Raw genomic sequence first — 18,912 nt, 5'->3', positions numbered from 1 at the left:
AACCCAACAAATTCTAACAACTGATGAGAAATCAAAGAGTCGAATTGAATCCAGAAAGTTTGGGTTACGCGTTCCGTAACCCAAACTACGAACTGAATGACAACAAACGAGGTAGCACACACATTTCGTCAGGCAGTGCCTGACCTACAGTGCTGGGACGTGCACCCAATAATTGAATTTCCATTTACTTGTCAGAAACTTCATCCATCAACTCAAACAATGTTTTCTCGATGAGGTCGGAGGCATCGAACTGAACTTTGTTAGTGCCCATCCAGGTTTCGTAGCCACCAAGTTTGTGTTGTTCGGGAGTTGGCAAATAGCCATACCAGCCATTGGCCAGTTCGATGGTGAATGTGTCGGCGAAGGGGGTTTTCTCTTTGAGTTCCAGGCCGATTTCCGCAAAGGTTTCGAATGGAATCGCGGTCACTGCCAGATCTCCAATTCTTACGACCTGCAACATCACTTCTGTGGAGTCTGGCCCTTCAAGTAGCGATTGCACACGTCCGGCGTAAGTTCGCTCGTGCCGTTGATAAAGTACGGCATCTTCAGGTTGCTGCATTACCTTGGCGAAGTAATCCTGCATCGCTTTGTCTGGTTTACGATATTGCAAAGTCAAATCGCGACTGGCCGCATCGAGGGGAATCCAGTCCTGAAATTCAATCTGCTGATGAGCTTCGTAAACTCGCTCGGCGATCAGGTTAGCGACGTTTGTCATCTGCTCATAAGGCTCGCGTCGTTCAGACTTCTCCTGAAAGTTAATGTTATTGATATCTCCACTGGTGCCGTTGGACATGATGCCGACAAAGTTGGCATCAGTATTCATCAACTCTCCAATCCGTTCAGAGAAGATCGCAAAGTAATCGGCTGAGACATCGCCTCTTTTCACTCCTCCGACATAGTGCAGAGAATAATTCGCCAGTAATGCGATTGGTTTTCCCTCCAGTGTCTGCACGCTTAGAAAAGAAACTTCGGGATCAATCGGGCCTGCAGGTCGTAATAAGTTGGCGCTGGCACGCGGAGGATTCATGCGGACTTGATCGATACCACCGAAAGGATTCTTCAGGGCCTCGGGATCGGTCGTGTACCAGCGGCGATTGAAAACTTCGGAGGGCTCATCGACACCCCCCCAACCGATGCGCGCGGGTTGACGATTTGCCATTGCTCGACGAACACCATCAGCAATACGACGTACGAGAAATGGTTGATAAGCTTCACTGGTCGCCGGAGTCGCCGAGTGGGTATGCGTGGCGGAGATCAGAATGTGATCCGGTTCAATATCGGTTTCGCTGCAAATCAGAGCGCGGGCTTCGTCACAGACTTCGCGTTTCAAGCCGAGGCTATCGCAAACAACGAAGGCAATTTTCGTTTCGCCATTATCGAGTACGAGACAACGTGCGTGGAGTTCATCGTGAATATTGGTTGAAGGGGTCGGTACCCAGTTACCAACAAGATTCTCACCGAGCGGGGGAGTAATGTTACTTTTCGCAGATCCGGCCATGAAAACCTGATTCGGTTTGGCATCGTCTGCAGTTAATGTTGCGGGAAGAATCAGGAAGACAATCAGCAGCCAGTGAAACTTTTGCATGACAACCCTTTCAGTGGAGTGAAGTGCGAGGTGGGAATTCACTATACTTTGCCAAGTCAATCGTTGAGCCGCAAGGAAGGAATGGGTTGAATGTTGATGATAGGCCAGTGTTGAGTGGCCAGTGGCTAGAGTTTTTGAAACGGATTCGAGGTTCTCTCACGACAATTCTCTCTCAATTCACAATATTTAATTCGAATCCCCAGACCCGAATCCCGACACCCGATCATGCTCGAACTTACCGCTTATCACGAAGCTGGCCATGCAATGATGGCGGTTTATCTCGGGGCGCTCGTCGAGTCGATCACGATCGATCCCGACTGGGATGATGGCCCCGAACGTTACGGCGATGTCACAATCGTGTGGTCGAATACGCAATTAACGAAAGAGGACCTGGGAGATCGTGTTCGGATTGCACTCGCAGGACCAGTAGTGGAGATGATTTATCGGCAGGAACCATTTCATCCTGCTCTGGTTGCCGAGTGGGCACAGGACTGGCAGGACGCTTGGCGCTGGGCAGAGCCTCTGGAGAAGCAACCCAAACGCAGACTGGCGTATCTGGAAAATATGGCAATTGAACTATATCGTTTTTTTGATGAAGACAACGCCTGGGCCGCAACGGCTGCCATCGTCGATCACCTTCTTGCCCACGAAACGCTTGAGGGAGAAGAGATCTCGGATATCATGTCCGAGTGGCTGCGATAACTAATAATGTTAAAATCCAGGGTGGCGGGGGCGCTCCGCCTTTGCGGAAGCCCCCGAACTTTTTCACCTCGGGGGCTTCTCTTCGAGAGCGCCCCCGCCACCCGACTTAAAAGAGGATAACTCATGCTCAAAATCATATTGCTCACTATGCTCACAATCTCATCATTCCAGCTGTGCTCTACTCCAGTAGAGCCTGCAGAAGTCAAGACTCTGCTGGGAAATGGAAAAGCAGGCTATACGGGAGACGGCGGGAAATCGACTGAAGCGACCTGCAATGAACCGTTCGGCGTTGTCGTTGGTCCCGATGGAGCTCTCTATGTGTGTGAAACGAAGAATCATGTGATTCGCCGCATCGATCTAGAGTCATTGGAAACGAGCACCGTCGCAGGGACTGGGAAATCTGGCTACTCGGGAGATGGGGGAATCGCCACCGAAGCAGAACTGTTTGAACCTTACGAGGTACGGTTCGATTCTCAGGGAAATATGATCTTTGTTGAAATGATGAATCACATTGTACGCGGCGTCGATGCAAAAACCGGGACGATCGCGACGCTGGCAGGCACTGGCAAGGCTGGCTTCGGTGGAGATGGTCAGGTTGCAACAAAAGCGATGTTCAATCGCCCGCATTCGATTGCTTTTGACGACAAAGATAATCTGTTTATTTGCGATATCAGCAATAATCGATTGCGAGTCGTCAATCCGCAGACACGAATTGTCACCACAATTCTCGGTGATGGAAAGAAACAGAAACTCCCAGAAAACGCCAAACTGGGGGACATTCCTGTCAGTGGTCCCCGGGCACTCGATTACGATGGCGAAAACCTCTGGCTCGCCCTCAGAGAAGGAAATGCAATCTATCGAATTGATCTGAAAACATCACGAATCCATCACGTAGCCGGCACCGGCGGAAAACAGGGTTATAGCGGTGATGGCGGACCAGCCGCTCAGGCACAACTGGCCGGTCCGAAAGGGATCGCCGTCGACAAAGATGGCAACATCGTATTTGCTGACACCGAAAGCCACACCATTCGCTGGATCGATGGCAAAACGGGAGTCATCAAGACGATCGTCGGGAATGGAAAAAAGGGAGATGGCCCCGATGGCGATCCCCTCAACTGCAAACTGAACCGTCCACACAGCGTCTGCTTCGGTCCTGATGGTCGCGTTTATATTGGCGACAGTTCCAATCATCGAGTTCGGGTTTGGATTCCGTAGAGAGAGTAAATTGATTAAACTATCTACAGATAAATATTTTCCGCAATTTGTTCGGTCCCGAAAATCACTACTGCATATCATCTGTTTTATGAGGCCATCAATTGCCTGTATTAAATTCAATTTCATTAGAGGAATTTATTCCCCCAGAAGTTGCTGATTTACCTGATTTGCAAACTGCAATTCCTGCTATTGCAAAAAACACTCAGTTGACTGATATCATCAGTGAATCTGTAAGCCGAATTCCAACATTTCATAATATTTATTGTGAAGATGCCAGAGAAATGACTCTGGAACCGGAATCTGTTCACCTGATTGTGACTTCGCCTCCCTATTGGAGCTTAAAGAAATACAAAGATTCAGAAGGACAGCTTGGTCACATTGTTGAATACGATCATTTTATTGACCAGTTGGATCAGGTTTGGAAAAAGTGCTACGACTCACTTGTCCCAGGTGGGCGATTAATTTGCGTTGTCGGAGATGTCTGCCTTTCCCGGAAAAAAAATAAAGGACGACATACAGTCGTACCGCTTCACGCGACAATCCAAGAACATTGTCGTACGATTGGCTATGACAATCTAGCCCCTATCATCTGGCATAAGATTGCGAATGCCTCTTACGAGGTGGAAGGGGGTTCTTCGTTTCTAGGGAAGCCATACGAACCCAACTCTGTCATCAAGAATGACATAGAATTCATTTTAATGGAGCGCAAGCCAGGTGGATATCGGAAGCCTACTACTGCGAATCGAATACTAAGTGTGATTCCAGAAGCAAAACACAGGGAATGGTTTCAACAAATTTGGAGTGGAGTTACTGGTGCTTCAACGAAAAATCATCCTGCCCCCTATCCACTGGAATTAGCAGAACGATTAGTCAAAATGTTCAGTTTTGTTGGTGATACAGTTTTGGATCCATTTCTTGGAACCGGTACAACAACTTTAGCAGCGCTAAGAAATGGTCGAAATTCTATCGGCTATGAAATTGATGCTTCCTACTTATCGATGGCTAAAAAGAGAATCAAAGACTCAGTCGGGATGTTCTCATCGACTGAGGTGCATGTTCATGAAAAACCTTGAGAAACGATTGGCAAAAGCGGTTAAACATTTTTGGTTAACTCGGGATTCACAGTCACTGAATCAAGGAGCAAAAACTGGAACGAGAGATGCGGGTTTAAGAACAGCAGTGACCGGTGGGAAACATCTGGACGGTTTTGCAGAGTTATGTCGGGATATTTTAATTGATGCAGGTTTAAAGAAGACTGAGATTTTCTGGAAACAAAAAACAGAATTGCCGGGATATTTCCGTGCAGAGAAAAAATGGGACTTACTTGCGATTTCTAATGGTCAGCTAATCGCGGTCATCGAATTTAAAGCTCAAGTCGGTCCTTCATTTGGGAATAACTTTAATAATCGAACAGAGGAAGCACTTGGAAATGCAACAGACCTCTGGGCTGCCTACCGTGAAGGGGCAATTCAACCCTCACAACGACCATGGTTAGGATTTTTGTTTTTACTTGAAGATTGTCCCCGATCACAAAGTCCCGTCAAAATAAAGGCGCCACATTTCAAGACCTTTGAAGAGTTTCAAGGGGCATCTTATGCCAGAAGATATGAGGTCATGTTAACGAAATTGTTAAGAGAGAGATTATACGACGGGACTTGTCTGCTTCTTTCCAAGCGAGAAGATGCGAATAAAGGCCTGAGCAACAGTCCTATCCAGGAACTCTCATTCAATTCATTTGCATCGAGTTTGTCAGGTCATGCAAGTGGATTTGCAAAAATGCGTGAATAAACTCTCTACGACCAACTCTGGCCTTCCAGTTCCAGTACGCCCTCATCAATCAGTTGATTGGCCTGGCGTTCGAGTTTGATGCGGATTTTTTCTGCGTTCTCATCGAGTTCCTGAGGATCGATCTGGCTCATGACGCGTAGTGCGGCTCGCGGACGCTGGTGGATATCGATATAGATGGCAGCCAGCCGAACACGTACTTTGGAGGCCAGATCGGGAAAGCGATCGACGTATTGTTCATAGAAGGGCATCGATTCGGAATACATTTTCTGGCGATATAAGCCATCAGCCATGCTCTTCAAATCCATCGCACAGAGTGTGAATTCTCCCATCCGTCGCTTGGCAAGCTGATATTCTGAAACCGCAGCGGTTGGCTTGTTCTTCTTGAGTAACTCCCGGATTTTCAAAACCCGCTTTTCACGTTTGGATTGCTGGACTTCGACATCATCGAGTTCGGAATCCAATTCAGCGAGTTTGGGTTTCTTCTTTTTTCGTTTTTTGGACTTCTTTGTTTTGAGTTGATAATCAGCTTCCGGCATTTGAGCAGCGGTGCGCGTCAGTTGGCGGCCATGTTGATTTTTCATGACCGAAATCAAATCCCAGCCCTCACAGTCGACCCACTTGCCAACGAGGAAAACATAGCCGATGCCTCCTCCAATTAACGCGCCTGCCAGGTGCAGCATCGCACTGCTCATCTGAAATCCTGAAAATACAGCAAACACAAACTCAAGACCGATATAGATCATGCCGAAGCTTAGAATCGAAATTTCAAAAGTTGTGGCGATGATTCGGATTAGAAAGACAAACAGATAAACCGATAAATCATTCTTAGGAGCCCAGATCAGAGAAATCGCCAGGAGTCCATAAATGATCGAAGAAGCACCAAACGAGGACCCGCCGGAATCGCTGGCAATCATCAGTACCTGTTCGATCGAGCATTGAAAAATTCCCATGCCGAAGTAGACAAGCAAAAACCTCGGTGTTCCGATTTTTCCTTCGACAACCAGCCCGAAACCCCACAGAAATATCATGTTCCCAATGAGATGGAAAATGTCTCCGTGAATGAAATTAGACGTGATCCATTCCAGTGGCTGCAACCCATTTCCATGTTCCAGCACATAGGGAGCGACATCGGGAACCAGAAAAAAGATGAGCACATTGAGCACAATCATCCCGACAGTGCCATAAGGCCAATGATAGATGGGAGCATCGGTCCCATAGGGGATGAAAAAAAACATAGGCCAGTTGCGTAAATGGAATGCCTGAAGTTGTCATTATGATTTCGTAACAATTCCCTGTCAGAATAGAATGGGGAACTGTTCATAGATCATCTTGACGTATTGGTCTTTCCAACGCAAAAGCAATGCGACTGGTTCAGCAAAACTTTTTCAGAGTCATTAAGTTCGCTATTAATGATGAGATGTGTGTGATTTGCCTGAGCTGACTGCGGAAGTGTGGTCAATCCAGTCGGCTATTTTTGCAACCGCTTCGTGTGCCTGCGGAAATGTTTGCAGATATCGCATGAAACCATGAATCATGCCGGGGATTTCGTGGTGAACGGTTTCGACTCCCGCAGCTTGCAGACATTCGGCGTAGGCGGCTCCTTCATCACGCAATGGATCGAACTCGCAGGTGAGCACGAAGGCGGGGGGCAGATTCGCGAAAGAATCGCGTTGCAGGGGAGATGTCCAGGGAAGCGGGCGTTTGCTGAGATCTGGACAATACAGTTCCCAAAACCATTTCATCATATCAGCGGTGAGCAGATAGCCTTCAGCATTGTCTCGATAGGAGACGCGATCGAAATCGCAGTCGGTAATCGGGTAGATTAGAATTTGACCTTCGATGTGGATGCGGGAATGATCGTGGAATTCGTTAGCGACAACCGCAGCCAGATTCCCGCCGGCACTGTCTCCACATAAATAGATATGTTCGCAGGGTTGATGGGAATAAGCCTGGCCAGGAATACCTTCAGTCGCCAGATGTTCGACAGCATCGAGGCAGTCTTCCAGACCTTTGGGAAATTGATGTTCGGGGGCGAGTCGATAGTCGAGACTGATGACAGTCATGTCGGTCTGACTGGCCAGTTCGCGGCAGAGTTGGTCATAATGATCGAGTTCGCCCATCACCCAGCCGCCACCATGAATATAGACAATGACGGGATGTCCGTTATGAATTTCATTCCGGGGCTGATAAACTCGGGCTGAGACAGAACCTGTTCGCGTGGGGATTCTGCAATCATCCTGAGCGACAATCGGAGCCAGCTTGCCGACAGAAGGTTGCTTCCGGGCTCGGGCTTCTTCAATCGTCATTTCATGCACAGGGGTGCTGGAAAAAACAGAGACGGCTTCAACAAAAAGTTCGGCACGACGGTCCAGAGGCATGACTGGAATCCTTGGAAGGTGAGGGCAACACTGGTAGGCTATAGGGGCAGGCATTTGAATGAGCACTATGCATTACTGATGCCTTATACATTGTAACAAGGAGTTTGCCAACGTGAACCATCTGTTTTGTAACTTTATCCTGTTTCTGCTGACTTTCTGTCAGATTTCGACAGCTGAACTTCTGGCGAGTCATGTCAAATCGAAGCCCCCCAACATTGTCCTCATTCTGTGCGACAATCTGGGTTACGGCGATATCGAACCCTTCGGTTCCAAACTGCATCGGACGCCTCATTTAAATCAGCTGGCAAAGTCCGGTCGTAAATTTACGCACTTTTATTCCGCCAGCGGAGTCTGTACGCCAAGTCGAGCCGCCTTGATGACTGGTTGTTATCCACAACGTGTCGACATGGCCATTACCGACGGAGCAGTTTTGCGACCGGTTTCGCCGATTGGTCTCAATCCCAAAGAATGGACAATGGCAGAACATCTCCAGAAAGCCGGCTATGCGACGGCAGCTTTTGGGAAATGGCACCTGGGAGATCAGCCGGACTATTTGCCGACGAATCAGGGGTTCGATTATTTCGAAGGGATCCCCTACAGCGACGACATGACTCCCCGCGAAGGCCAGAACTGGCCTCCGTTGCCTTATATGGTCAATACTGAAGTGGTCGATGCCCCGGTGGATCGGGATCAAATGGCAAAACGCTTGACCATTTCCACTTGTGAGTGGATCAAAGACCATCAAAAAGAGCCTTTTTTTGTTTACATCCCCAAATGTATGCCCGGCAGCACTCAGGCTCCTTTTGCCAGCGAGGACTTCAAAGGGAAATCGAAGAACGGTCCGTGGGGCGATTCCGTTGAAGAAATTGACTGGTCACTCGGTGAAATTGTCCGCACCTTGTCGGATTTGGATCTGACGAATAACACGCTCATTATCTGGACTTCCGATAATGGAGCCCCTCGTCGTACGCCAGTCCAGGGAAGCAACCTCCCGCTGAGTGGATGGGGTTATACAACTTCTGAAGGTGGGATGCGGGTTCCCTGTATCATGAGCTGGCCTGGCACAATTCCAGCAGGTACGGTCTGTGATGAGCTCACTACTATGATGGACCTGTACCCCACAGCGGCCAAATTAAGTCAGCATCCCCTCGATAATACGGTCCCTCGGGATGGACACAACATTCTGTCATTGATGCTCGGGCAGAAGAATGCGAGTAGTCCTTACGAAGCTTTCTATTACTATCAAATGGATCAGTTGCAGGCCGTGCGTTCCGGGAAGTGGAAACTTTACCTGCCAATTGAATCGCGATCACGTACGAGAAATGGATCACCTCAAAAACAGACTTTAAAACTTTATGACGTCGTCGAAGATCCTGCCGAGTCGAAGAATCTGGCCGAGAGTAAACCGAAAGTTGTCGACCAATTGACGCAGTTAACCGTTGAAGCGAAAACAGAGCTGGGAGATTATCAACAACCAGGTTCCCAGGTTCGCCCTCATGCCGTCCGGGACGTGGCACTTCCTCTTCTTCTGACTACTCCTGCACCATGACGGAATCGAAACTCAATCCCGACAATCTAACACCGCCACGCTATCGAGGCTCATTGCTGTCTGCTTTTCATAATGCAATCCGGGGAATTCTCATTGCATTTAAAAATGAGAGAAATCTGCAAGTCCAGATGGTAATCGCGACGGTTGTCATCTTTGCCGGGATTGTCTTTGAGTTAAACATCACGGAATGGGCGATCATTTCAATTTCGATTTCGTTTGTGATCGTTACGGAAATGTTGAACACGGCAATTGAAAATACACTCAATCGGATTAGTCTGGAAGAACATCCCTTAACGCGGAATGCGAAAGATGTCGCAGCTGGAGCAGTGCTGATCAGTTGCATTGCCGCGGTCGTGATTGGATGTCAAATTTTCATTCCCAAAATTTTGGGGAATTAAGTTGCCGTACCAATACTTCTCCCCCATTGTTGGATCTGATGCATGATTTGCTCGGAGGTCAAAGGAGGAAGTTCACGTGAATCCGAAAAGCATTTCGGGAGGGCAATCAGAAAATCATCCCGGTCGTGGCTGGTATGAATGACGGGGTCACCACTTTGCTCGCGAATCACTGGCAGCTGTCCAGCCCGATACCAACCGCAAGCGACAATCGCCATTGCAGTGGCATCGATAAAGTTATCAGAGGGAATCCTTGCAAAAGGGATCAGATCTCTCAGGTCGAGTGAATATCCTTGCTGATGGAGAATTGCGACTCTGAGCAGTTGCCCCAGCAAAGTTTTCTTGGACGCATAGCCGGACAACTTTCCACAGCCGAGAGCAGCAAATGTCAGTTCGGGATGGGACTCGAGAGTCCTGGGATTCTGCCGGCGAATGCAATCCGCGGAATGAATCATGGGCAGCAATCCTCGAAAGTGCCCCTGTTTCTGAGGGCTTCCCTCTAAACGACGCTGTCTCCAAAGTGTCAGTTCATTTTTATAGGGGACTGCGAAAATGCTCGATTGCATTCCCGGCCCAACCCATTGCCTGGCTCCTTGATCGCAGGGGCGAATTTTACAGCCTTCTGGTTGCAAGCCGTAAAGTCCAATTGGAGAATCGACGACAATGCAGGCCGCATCTTTAACAAGAGGTTCAATTGCCTCCTCAACCATCAGTGTTGAGAATACTATTTGCCCAGGTGCATTCATGTCACATCGAGCACAAGCCCAGCCCTGTTTCTGGTTGATCCAGTCGAGCCCAAGAACATAGTCAGACATGCTCTCACTCATTTCAATTTTGATGCGGAGAGAAGAATCTCATTTCTCAAGAGTTTCCTGATAGTACCAATTGCCATCAATCTTTACCCACAATTCTGTACTCGGAGATTGCCATAAGCCGGCAATGCAAACCTGAGTTTTGAGTTGAGCAGTCTTTCCGGATGCGGCTATTTTCGAAGAAACGATTTTGTAGTCTTCTGCTCCAACCCTGGAAAAATTCACGATTCGCATCAGCGTGCGAAAAAACTTTTCGGACTTTTCCTGACCATGCTTTTTAACAGAAGCCGGATCGGAGAGTTCCAGACACTTCTTGAGATCATCATCCAGAATCGCCTGGAACAATTCCCGTCCACGCGATTCCAACTCCTCTTCAGCCGTCGGCTTCTCAAAATTCACAGAGAGGGAATTAAACAGGCAGAGGCTCAAGATCAGCACACTTCTCATCCGGACAATCCTTTTTCGGAGATCAACTAAGCAGTAATTTTCCGATTGTAGTTCGTCTTATCAAATCTTCAGAGTCGAATTCAGAAGAATGTTAGAGAATGGCTGTGGAAACAGGGGAATCCTGCCACACCAAATTGATGGATAGATTTGAGATTACTGATGCTTACTGTTAGCTTATAACCAGTATCAATCGACTCTATTGTGTGACAGAGTTTCGCATCTGTTTGATCTCAGGAAAGTTTCATCCAATGAAAAATGTCCTCCTCATCCTGATTGCAAGTTTAATTGGGATCGTCTTTGAGCAAACCACTTCCGCATCGCAGCCGAACATCATGGTTTTTCTGGTGGATGATATGGGAGTCATGGATACCTCCGTTCCATTTTTGACGGACGAATCAGGACATCCAAAGAAGTATCCCCTCAATGAATATTACCGCACACCAAATATGCAGCGTCTGGCTGATCAGGGAATTCGCTTTAATAATTTTTGTGCGATGAGTGTCTGTTCGCCAACGCGAAACTCAATCATGACGGGGCAAAACGCAGCTCGGCATCATACAACCAACTGGATCAATCCGACCAATAACAACCGTGGTCCTTTCGGACCGCCAGACTGGAACTGGGAGGGTTTGAACAAAGAAGATGTCACCCTGCCCCGACTGCTCAGTAAAGCCGGTTATCGAACGATTCATGTCGGTAAGGGACATTTTGGAGCTGAGGATTACGAAGGGGCAGATCCCCTGAACATTGGATTTGATGTCAATGTCGCAGGAGCTTCTTTCGGAGCCCCGGGAAGTTATTACGCGGAAAAGGGATACGGAGCAGATACGAAACGTGCTCATCATGCAGTGCCTCATCTGGAGAAATATCATGGATCAGAGACTTTTCTAACCGAAGCCCTCTCCATCGAAGCGAAAGCTCGTGTGACCGAAGCGGTGAAAGATGACAAGCCATTCTTTCTTTACATGGCTCATTATGCCGTGCATGCCCCATTCGATTCCGATCCTCGCTTTGCCGATCATTACAAAGACTCTGGCAAACCTGCTAATGCTCAGGCGTTTGCTACCTTAATTGAAGGCATGGACAAATCGCTTGGCGATTTACTCGATCACTTCGATGAACTCGGCATCTCCGAAAACACACTTGTTTTCTTCCTGGGCGATAATGGCTCCGATGCTCCCCTCGGTCATCAACATGCTGTCGCCTGTGCCGCTCCACTGCGAGGAAAAAAAGGTTCGCATTACGAAGGGGGAATGAGAGTTCCATTCATTGCCGCGTGGGCAAAACCGAATGCCAGTAACGCCAATCAGAAGGAATTGCCAATCGAAATCGGAGCGATTCAAAGTCAGCAGGCCGCAGTTTACGATTTGTATCCGACCATCTTAAATCTTGTCGATGTGAAATCTCCTGAGGGACACACCGTCGATGGATCCAAATTGAATAAACTCCTGACCGGAAAGTCCGATGCATCGAGAAACGAAACATTCCTGATGCACTACCCTCATTCCCCGCATCGCAGCGACTATTTCACCAGCTATCGCAAGGGAGACTGGAAAGTGGTCTATCATTACATCCCCTCAGAAGCTTCCGAAGGTTCGCACTATCAACTCTACAATCTTAAGGCTGATCCTTTTGAATCCAGCAATCTGGCGAAATCAAACCCGGAGCAATTGCAAAAACTGATGAAAGACCTCATTGCTGACATGCAACATTACGAGGCTCAATACCCAGTCGAAAAAGATGGCAAGACGCCACGCAAACCTATTCTGCCAGAGTAATTCAAGAGCTCATCAGGTGATGATTTTCGATTAGTGAGCCCTCAGGTTTCATAATAATCTGGGGGCTTCGCTGCGCTACGATCCCAGCCACCCGGTCAGAGTAATTAAAGAGAGAGGGGAGTTGTCCTCGCTGTTCTTATTATTCTCACATCGATTCCCCATAACCTGCATAATTCATTAGGAATACAAGCACGAAGCGCAAGCGAGTGAGTAACTTGGGGTGGACTCACTCACTCGCTCGCGCTACGTGCTTGTAAAATCTCTTGCCTAACCGTTTCAATCTTCTTTCATCAATAACTCAACGGCTTCACTAACCCAGCCGCTGTGCCAGTTGTGGGATCTTTCTGGCGTATCTCGATAGTGATGGGGAATTTTTAATTCCTCAAGCAGTTGATGGGCTTGCTCATGGTGTTCGGCGAAATTGCCAATGCCGGTGAGAATCAGTCGCGGTTGATCTTGCAAGCTTTCTGCATTGGCTCGCAGTAAGTTATCGATGCGATAGGTTTCGAAGTTTTCCTGCGTCCCAAAGATGGGACCGTTTCCGTACTTGCCGATCTGCTTCATCATCAAGGGAGCATCCCAGGCTGCTGCCAGGCCAAAATAATTGGGATGCCGCAGCAATAGGCTCCAGGCTCCCCAGCCGGACTTGCTGAAGCCGAGCAGCAGCCGATCTTCTGGCTTGTTTGAAACGGGATATGTTTTTTCAACAAACGGGACGACAGTCTTGAGAAAATAACTTTCCTGATGAATTTCTTTATTATCAGGATGATCGGCATACCATGGCAACTGCGAGAAAGTCGGAGCTACGAAAATGCAGTTGTATTTTTTATGCAGGCGATGCTCCCGAACTTCAAGCAGGCCATCCCCGAAACGGCTTTCACTGCCCTGCTCGACAGGTAGCACATAGATGACAGGGTAGAGTTTATTCGTATCGAGATCAGGAGGAAGCAGTACACGAACTTGCGTCGCCTCCGACTGATCTGGCGATTCGATCTTATGAACCCGAATCTCCCGCATATATTCCAAAGTGGGAGAAGATGCCCATGTTTCTTCGTAGAAAGCCATTGAAGAAACAATCAGCAGCAGGAATGAGCCAAAGGCCAGTCGAGAAATTATCATGTTGTTTCCATAATGAGAATACCAACTTCAGTCAGTCGATTCTCATTATGGATTGCAGCTGACAAGAAAGGAAGCATCGCTCCCTGCTGATCGTTTACCGACCTCGCCATTGATTGGCTTTTGGTGTTTCAGTGCGTTGATCCAGGACACTACGGTCGCCCAGGACAACAGGCAGTGTTTGTCGTTTGCCTTTTCTGAGAACAATCGTTTTCACTGACGTGTTGACTGAAGTCAAACTGACCAGATTGATCAGGTGATTTTCATCCAGAACCTCGACTCCACCGAAGTAGAGGATAACATCGTCAATCATCAATCCTGAGCGGGAAGCAGGGGTGTCTTTGTAGACATCGACAACACGAGCACCGCGAACACGATCCAAACCCAGTTTCTGAGCGGTTTCTTCATCAAAGTCGGGATCAAGTTTCACACCCAGGTAAGCCCGTTTAACAGTGCCGTTCACAACAAGCTGCTCAGTCACATATCGCACCAGATTGCTGGGGATGGAGAAGCCAATCCCTTCATTCCCACCACTGTTGGAAGCGATGGCGGTATTGATGCCAATAATTCTGCCGGAAAGATCGATGAGCGGTCCACCACTGTTGCCGGGATTGATGGCGGCATCGGTTTGCAGAAAATCCTGGTTAATGACATCACTCGACTCCCCCAGTCGGAGAGAACGACGCCCCTTGGCGGAGATGATGCCGAATGTGACTGACTGACTCAAGCCGAAAGGACTTCCCTGTGCCAGAACCATGTGACCGATCTGAACAGTGTCACTATCGCCCCAGCGTGCCGGTTGAACGTTCGGCTCGTCAATCAGCAGAATGGCAACATCGGATTTATCATCGGCTCTCACTTCATAAGGATTGATCGTGCGCCCATCAGAGAGTTGAATGCGGATGTCAAAAGTATCTGCTCCCGCGACCACATGACGGTTTGTTACAACGAAGGGAGTTTTCGCTTGTGGACTGGACATGATGACACCCGAGCCGGTTTCTTCAACCAGTCCGCCGGAAGCTCCTTCAGTTTCACTCTGAATATGTACGACACTTGGAGTCGTTAACGCGGAAATGCGTGAGAGCTGATTGCCACCTTCGGAAAAAGTCGACGGTGCTGCGAGTTGTCGATACATCTGTTCGACCGCATTCGCGTTCATCAATTCGGCTTCTGCGGTATTTCGCCAGGCCCCATCACGACCCGTTAACCCTAAGATCACGCCCAGCAGAAAGAACAGGCTCGAAAAGAAAATCGTTGTGTACTTGTTCATGAATGCCTCTCAGGGATTTCTACGCCGGGGTCCGTTCAGACAACGGATTTGTCGATTTGATACGAGTCTGTTTGAATACGAATCACTCGCATCCAATGTCGCAGCCGCATCCACCGGCCATTCATTCTCCTTACCCTTCTTTCGGGTAGTGAGTCATCCCTGTTAACGACGCCCTTAATCTGACGTCACTACTATGATCTCGTGAAAGTCAAATCGGTCAATTGCTTTTTCAGAAAATAATCAATCCTTTCAAACTCTGGCTGCCACCGGGCTTCGATGTCCAGAATTCTGCATAACTGGTCTGACACAATTATTCCGGCCTCTAATATTAAGTGCGACCCCTAGCTCAACCATTTTGCATAAGATCGCTGCGGTCGGTTTGCTGTGCATAATCGTTCCAGCACAACAATTTACAGCTGTAACATTGATACGATCTGCAGAATTAATGCATCGTGAACTTCAAGAGCAATATCGCCAGAACGGATCCGGTTGTATCGATTAAATGGCCAAATAGCGGATTTACAGAACCTTGCATGAAAAAACAAAATAGGTAGAAAAGTGATACTTGTATTTGACTGTACCGGCTCCGTAACTTCAAAAAGAACAAGATACCGTCTGAAGTTTACCTCAGTCGATGTGGACTAAAGACCGCGAGATGATTCAAAGGAGCGACACAATGAACGGCAGCATCAACCAGGACAATTCTCGAAACACCAGTCGTTCTCCGGCAGGCTGGTCGCACGGGTTTCGGCTCGGCTTGATCGGATTTTTAATCGCCTGGTCATTTTCAGCCCACGGGCAGGATTTGCAACCTGTGCAACAGGTTCCCGATCCCAATGAAGAAGGCCTGGAAGTTCCAGTCACGCCTGATCAAGTCGAAAAACCGGGGAAGATTGTCCCCGGAGATGCTGTCCCTTCTCTGCCGATGCTGGAAGAAGTACCAAAGCCTGTTGAAGTCTCACCGATGCCACTGCGAGTTCCTGATACGAAATCGACTCCTGTTCCCGAAGTGACGAAACCTGTCTCTCCAGAACCGATGAAGCCTGTGCAAAAACCAGAGCCTGAGTTGGCTCCTTCCAAGCCGGCACTAGAAAACACAAACAAATTCGCTGAAAAGCCACTCAAGTCTTCTGAGAAAGAGTCTGGCGAGCAATGGACGATGCTCATCACTTCAGGCCCCAGCCGCGCAGCCGGAACGCCTGCTCAGAAGGATCTCGTAACATTTGATCTCGACAAGAAAACGCATCAGGTTGTCGGAGGCCCCCACGTCAAACAGCTTGGTCCTGAAGACGAGCACCTGTTGACGAAAGCCTCAGAAGTACCTCATCATAAATCGAAAGTCGTCGCTGCTGATTATGAAGCGATTTACCAATCGATTCCTTATAGCCGAGCCGAATATCTGGCGAACCCCGCTTATCGACACGAAGCAACGATGGAAATCCTCTTTGGGGAATTACGACCGACTGTGATCCATAAAGAGGACAAACCTCAGCGGGTATACAATCAACCCCGAATTAACGATGTTCCCGAGGTTTATCGACCTCAATTGCCCTGGAACTGGAATGGACCGGGCAGGGCGTATGGTTTCGGTTATGGATATGGACCGGCTGGCTATTTCGGAGCCCGATATCCTTACTGGACACCCAACTCCACTTATCGCATTTATCAAACTCAATACGGACCACTGTTCAACAGATATTACCGCCCGCTCGGTTATTAGTCTGAAAATTTGAATGGAATACTCAAAACCACTGCAGGCTTGCTCTGTTGTGGTTTTTTGTTGTTAGTCTCTTCGTTTCAACACAATGAAATATCCATTCGTTTCATCCTTGAGCAGTTCCCATTGATCGGGCTGTTCACGAAGTTCCCGAACTTGTCCCGGCTCATGAATTTCGCTGTAGGGGTGTCGGGTATCGATCACGATGTAGTCGGTATCTTCTGGGACATTTGTTGTCCCCCCGCTCACAGTTCGTGCATAATGACTGTAATCGTAGGAACGCTCGTAATGCGTGAATCGAGGATGAACATAATCCGTCGAAGCGACACGAGAGTTGTTGGGAATCAGTGATTCAATTTGGGGAAAATTCTTGGCCCGTTCATCCGGCACATAAAGACGCCAGCCATTCCAGTCGGAACCAGGATCCCAGAAAGCGACTCCCAAAGGTGAGAGCGAGAACCAGACAGAAGTCGCTATTGCACAACTCAAAGCAAATTGAGTTTGTCGTAGCGACCGCAGTCTTATTTCCAAAGCTTCATTCTCGATCACGTTCGATTCTTCTTCAGCTTCCTTGCGATGGAAGAAGGCATTTCCAAGTCCAGTTGCTGCAGCCCAGAAAAGCAATGGAACCAGTGGTGCGTGAAAGTGATGCCGAGGATCTTGAGCCAGTTCGTTCAGACAAAGCAGCACAAACATCGGAGCCGTACTGAGAAATCGTAATGGCGAAAGTAGCGGTAAAAAACCGAGCGGCAGCAACATTGCCAGCACATACACTGCAGAATTGATTGTAAAAAATTCCTGTCCCAGCAGCTGTGGATTCGTCAGCATCGTCCAGATGATTTCCGATGTGGACTCGCCAAACTTTGAGAAGTAGCCGGCATAATGAACTTCAACTCCACTGCGAAACCAACGTATCAGTTTCAAGGCAGCCAACAGATAAATCGGACCACCAATTAGATACCCCAGGCCAAATCGGAAACCAAGGGATGAGTCATTCTTATTTCGGTTCCACCACCATTGCACCAGCAGCGAGAATCCAATCGAGAAAATGACAATCGCATAGTCTTCTTTGCAGGTCAAAGTGAAGATCAGCAGACCTGAGGCGATTCCCCATTGTTTTCGTTCAATTTGATCGAGAGCGAACAGCACTATTGGAACACCAAAGGCGATGGGACGAAATGTTTTCAAATCGACCGCGATGTCCAGAAACTGCATCGGGAAAAAGCAGAGATAAGTGGCACTTAACAACAGGGCCGCTTTCCGATTTCCGCAACTCCGCTCCGCCATCCAGTAAATTGGAATCGCCCCGATGGCCAGGGCAAAGGACTCGCAAAATTCCAATAACAGCTGAGAAGGCCAAAGCAAATAAGCCGGGATTAGAAACAGATGCACAAACTGAATATGTTCCCCCCAGAACAAACCCTGATCCAGATAGCTGCGAAATCCTTTACCGTGCAGCACATTCCAGAGATGCTCTTCATACATCGCCGAGTCGCCATGCGGCAGTCTCAAATTGAACCACAAGCCCCAGTTCATTGCAGTGAATATGATCACATACAACAACATTAGGACGAGCAGTATGATTTTGATTGGCGATGAGTTTTCTTTTGATTCCAGCAATTTCGCTTCAGAAATTTTTGTAGTACGCAGGACCTCATACAGACTCCCTGCAATTGGAAGTGAAATCCAGAAGACGAGTGTCGCCTGCAAAAATGTCAACACGGGTGTCGACTGAGCAATCAGGCAGGCAATCCATAAGATTCCCCATATTCCCGCCAGACTCATCCAACTGTTCAACTGCCGAATTCGATCCCCGCTTCCTTTCAACCACAAGACTCCAGCCGGGATTGCGTAAAAGAGGATCGAGATAATCAGGCAAAACAGGTAAGAAACTCGGATTTCCTGCTGGCCCTGAGCCAAAGGTGTCACCGTTCCTCCCAGAAGATTCAGGGAGATCCAGTTTGCAGTTGGCGGGCTGAAAAATGACTGTGACAAAGAAGGAGCTTCAAAGACGATCTGTAGTGTGTTGGCCAGCAGGCAAAGGACAACACTCGAAATCACTCCTGTGATAATCCCGGATTGGAGGACCACGTCTTTATTCGCATCCTCTGCTTGTGTATGATTCATAAGAGCGCTGTCTCTGGGTAAAGTGCTCTGTCG

At 48.2% G+C, this 18,912-nt stretch carries 16 protein-coding genes; 8 read left to right on the top strand and 8 right to left on the bottom strand.

What is annotated here, in order from left to right:
- Positions 1 to 184 precede the first annotated feature (184 nt).
- A complete protein-coding gene (locus Pan54_RS24300; RefSeq protein WP_146506024.1) occupies positions 185 to 1,585 on the bottom strand; it encodes a hypothetical protein in 1,401 nt (466 codons plus the stop codon).
- A 225-nt stretch (positions 1,586 to 1,810) separates the two neighbouring features.
- Between Pan54_RS24300 and Pan54_RS24295 the strand changes: the two genes are divergently transcribed.
- The 4 genes from Pan54_RS24295 to Pan54_RS24280 all read left to right on the top strand — a co-directional run bounded on the left by Pan54_RS24295 (position 1,811) and on the right by Pan54_RS24280 (position 5,290).
- On the top strand, positions 1,811 to 2,287 hold the full coding sequence (locus Pan54_RS24295; RefSeq protein WP_146506023.1) for a hypothetical protein: 477 nt from the start codon (positions 1,811 to 1,813) through the stop codon (positions 2,285 to 2,287).
- 123 nt (positions 2,288 to 2,410) lie between these two features.
- Positions 2,411 to 3,502, top strand: a complete 1,092-nt coding sequence (locus tag Pan54_RS24290) for an NHL domain-containing protein (protein WP_146506022.1) — start codon at positions 2,411 to 2,413, stop codon at positions 3,500 to 3,502.
- Positions 3,503 to 3,603: 101 nt separating this feature from the next.
- Complete coding sequence (locus tag Pan54_RS24285; protein ID WP_207310214.1) at positions 3,604 to 4,575, top strand: DNA-methyltransferase; 972 nt, start codon at positions 3,604 to 3,606, stop codon at positions 4,573 to 4,575.
- Complete coding sequence (locus Pan54_RS24280) at positions 4,562 to 5,290, top strand: PaeR7I family type II restriction endonuclease (RefSeq protein WP_165441959.1); 729 nt, start codon at positions 4,562 to 4,564, stop codon at positions 5,288 to 5,290. The genes Pan54_RS24285 and Pan54_RS24280 overlap by 14 nt, the downstream gene beginning before the upstream one ends.
- Before the next feature lie 5 nt (positions 5,291 to 5,295).
- On the opposite strand, the gene Pan54_RS24275 is transcribed toward Pan54_RS24280, so the two are convergent.
- Positions 5,296 to 6,525, bottom strand: a complete 1,230-nt coding sequence (locus Pan54_RS24275) for a rhomboid family intramembrane serine protease (protein WP_146506020.1) — start codon at positions 6,523 to 6,525, stop codon at positions 5,296 to 5,298.
- Positions 6,526 to 6,696: 171 nt separating this feature from the next.
- Positions 6,697 to 7,668 carry an alpha/beta hydrolase gene (locus tag Pan54_RS24270; RefSeq protein WP_165441958.1) on the bottom strand — a complete coding sequence of 324 codons (972 nt, stop codon included), beginning with the start codon at positions 7,666 to 7,668 and terminating at the stop codon, positions 6,697 to 6,699.
- Between the two features lie 112 nt (positions 7,669 to 7,780).
- Between Pan54_RS24270 and Pan54_RS24265 the strand changes: the two genes are divergently transcribed.
- Together Pan54_RS24265 and Pan54_RS24260 are read left to right on the top strand one after the other, a co-directional pair.
- Positions 7,781 to 9,217, top strand: a complete 1,437-nt coding sequence (locus tag Pan54_RS24265) for a sulfatase family protein (RefSeq protein WP_146506018.1) — start codon at positions 7,781 to 7,783, stop codon at positions 9,215 to 9,217.
- Complete coding sequence (locus Pan54_RS24260; protein ID WP_146506017.1) at positions 9,214 to 9,615, top strand: diacylglycerol kinase; 402 nt, start codon at positions 9,214 to 9,216, stop codon at positions 9,613 to 9,615. Before Pan54_RS24265 ends, Pan54_RS24260 begins: the two co-directional genes overlap by 4 nt.
- Here Pan54_RS24260 and Pan54_RS24255 read toward each other — a convergent pair.
- The gene (locus Pan54_RS24255; RefSeq protein WP_165441957.1) at positions 9,612 to 10,427 is read right to left on the bottom strand and encodes a DUF429 domain-containing protein; all 816 of its coding nucleotides are present in this window, start codon (positions 10,425 to 10,427) and stop codon (positions 9,612 to 9,614) included. The genes Pan54_RS24260 and Pan54_RS24255 overlap by 4 nt on opposite strands.
- Before the next feature lie 39 nt (positions 10,428 to 10,466).
- A complete protein-coding gene (locus Pan54_RS24250; RefSeq protein WP_146506015.1) occupies positions 10,467 to 10,871 on the bottom strand; it encodes a hypothetical protein in 405 nt (134 codons plus the stop codon).
- Between the two features lie 248 nt (positions 10,872 to 11,119).
- Here Pan54_RS24250 and Pan54_RS24245 point away from each other — a divergent pair, with 248 nt between their 5' ends.
- Positions 11,120 to 12,649 carry a sulfatase gene (locus Pan54_RS24245; RefSeq protein WP_146506014.1) on the top strand — a complete coding sequence of 510 codons (1,530 nt, stop codon included), beginning with the start codon at positions 11,120 to 11,122 and terminating at the stop codon, positions 12,647 to 12,649.
- Positions 12,650 to 12,925: 276 nt separating this feature from the next.
- On the opposite strand, the gene Pan54_RS24240 is transcribed toward Pan54_RS24245, so the two are convergent.
- Complete coding sequence (locus Pan54_RS24240) at positions 12,926 to 13,768, bottom strand: alpha/beta hydrolase-fold protein (protein ID WP_146506013.1); 843 nt, start codon at positions 13,766 to 13,768, stop codon at positions 12,926 to 12,928.
- 94 nt (positions 13,769 to 13,862) lie between these two features.
- Positions 13,863 to 15,035, bottom strand: coding sequence for a S1C family serine protease (locus Pan54_RS24235; RefSeq protein WP_146506012.1), 1,173 nt, complete (start codon positions 15,033 to 15,035; stop codon positions 13,863 to 13,865).
- A 676-nt stretch (positions 15,036 to 15,711) separates the two neighbouring features.
- Here Pan54_RS24235 and Pan54_RS24230 point away from each other — a divergent pair.
- On the top strand, positions 15,712 to 16,755 hold the full coding sequence (locus tag Pan54_RS24230) for a hypothetical protein (protein WP_146506011.1): 1,044 nt from the start codon (positions 15,712 to 15,714) through the stop codon (positions 16,753 to 16,755).
- A 63-nt stretch (positions 16,756 to 16,818) separates the two neighbouring features.
- Here Pan54_RS24230 and Pan54_RS24225 read toward each other — a convergent pair whose 3' ends face one another.
- A complete protein-coding gene (locus Pan54_RS24225; protein WP_165441956.1) occupies positions 16,819 to 18,879 on the bottom strand; it encodes a DUF2079 domain-containing protein in 2,061 nt (686 codons plus the stop codon).
- Positions 18,880 to 18,912 lie beyond the last annotated feature (33 nt).

It is taken from the genome of Rubinisphaera italica, assembly GCF_007859715.1.
GTDB lineage: Bacteria > Planctomycetota > Planctomycetia > Planctomycetales > Planctomycetaceae > Rubinisphaera > Rubinisphaera italica.
Note: the sequence above shows the minus strand (reverse complement) of the source record. Positions and strands in the feature narration are given on the sequence as shown.

What these genes read in the sequence shown, in the direction of transcription:
- Pan54_RS24300 (WP_146506024.1), bottom strand. Translation starts at nt 1,585, where the DNA reads ATGCAAAAGTTTCACTGGCTGCTGATTGTCTTCCTGATTCTTCCCGCA.
- Pan54_RS24295 (WP_146506023.1), top strand. Translation starts at nt 1,811, where the DNA reads ATGCTCGAACTTACCGCTTATCACGAAGCTGGCCATGCAATGATGGCG.
- Pan54_RS24290 (WP_146506022.1), top strand. Translation starts at nt 2,411, where the DNA reads ATGCTCAAAATCATATTGCTCACTATGCTCACAATCTCATCATTCCAG.
- Pan54_RS24280 (WP_165441959.1), top strand. Translation starts at nt 4,562, where the DNA reads ATGAAAAACCTTGAGAAACGATTGGCAAAAGCGGTTAAACATTTTTGG.
- Pan54_RS24275 (WP_146506020.1), bottom strand. Translation starts at nt 6,525, where the DNA reads ATGTTTTTTTTCATCCCCTATGGGACCGATGCTCCCATCTATCATTGG.
- Pan54_RS24270 (WP_165441958.1), bottom strand. Translation starts at nt 7,668, where the DNA reads ATGCCTCTGGACCGTCGTGCCGAACTTTTTGTTGAAGCCGTCTCTGTT.
- Pan54_RS24260 (WP_146506017.1), top strand. Translation starts at nt 9,214, where the DNA reads ATGACGGAATCGAAACTCAATCCCGACAATCTAACACCGCCACGCTAT.
- Pan54_RS24255 (WP_165441957.1), bottom strand. Translation starts at nt 10,427, where the DNA reads ATGTCTGACTATGTTCTTGGGCTCGACTGGATCAACCAGAAACAGGGC.
- Pan54_RS24250 (WP_146506015.1), bottom strand. Translation starts at nt 10,871, where the DNA reads ATGAGAAGTGTGCTGATCTTGAGCCTCTGCCTGTTTAATTCCCTCTCT.
- Pan54_RS24245 (WP_146506014.1), top strand. Translation starts at nt 11,120, where the DNA reads ATGAAAAATGTCCTCCTCATCCTGATTGCAAGTTTAATTGGGATCGTC.
- Pan54_RS24240 (WP_146506013.1), bottom strand. Translation starts at nt 13,768, where the DNA reads ATGATAATTTCTCGACTGGCCTTTGGCTCATTCCTGCTGCTGATTGTT.
- Pan54_RS24235 (WP_146506012.1), bottom strand. Translation starts at nt 15,035, where the DNA reads ATGAACAAGTACACAACGATTTTCTTTTCGAGCCTGTTCTTTCTGCTG.
- Pan54_RS24230 (WP_146506011.1), top strand. Translation starts at nt 15,712, where the DNA reads ATGAACGGCAGCATCAACCAGGACAATTCTCGAAACACCAGTCGTTCT.
- Pan54_RS24225 (WP_165441956.1), bottom strand. Translation starts at nt 18,879, where the DNA reads ATGAATCATACACAAGCAGAGGATGCGAATAAAGACGTGGTCCTCCAA.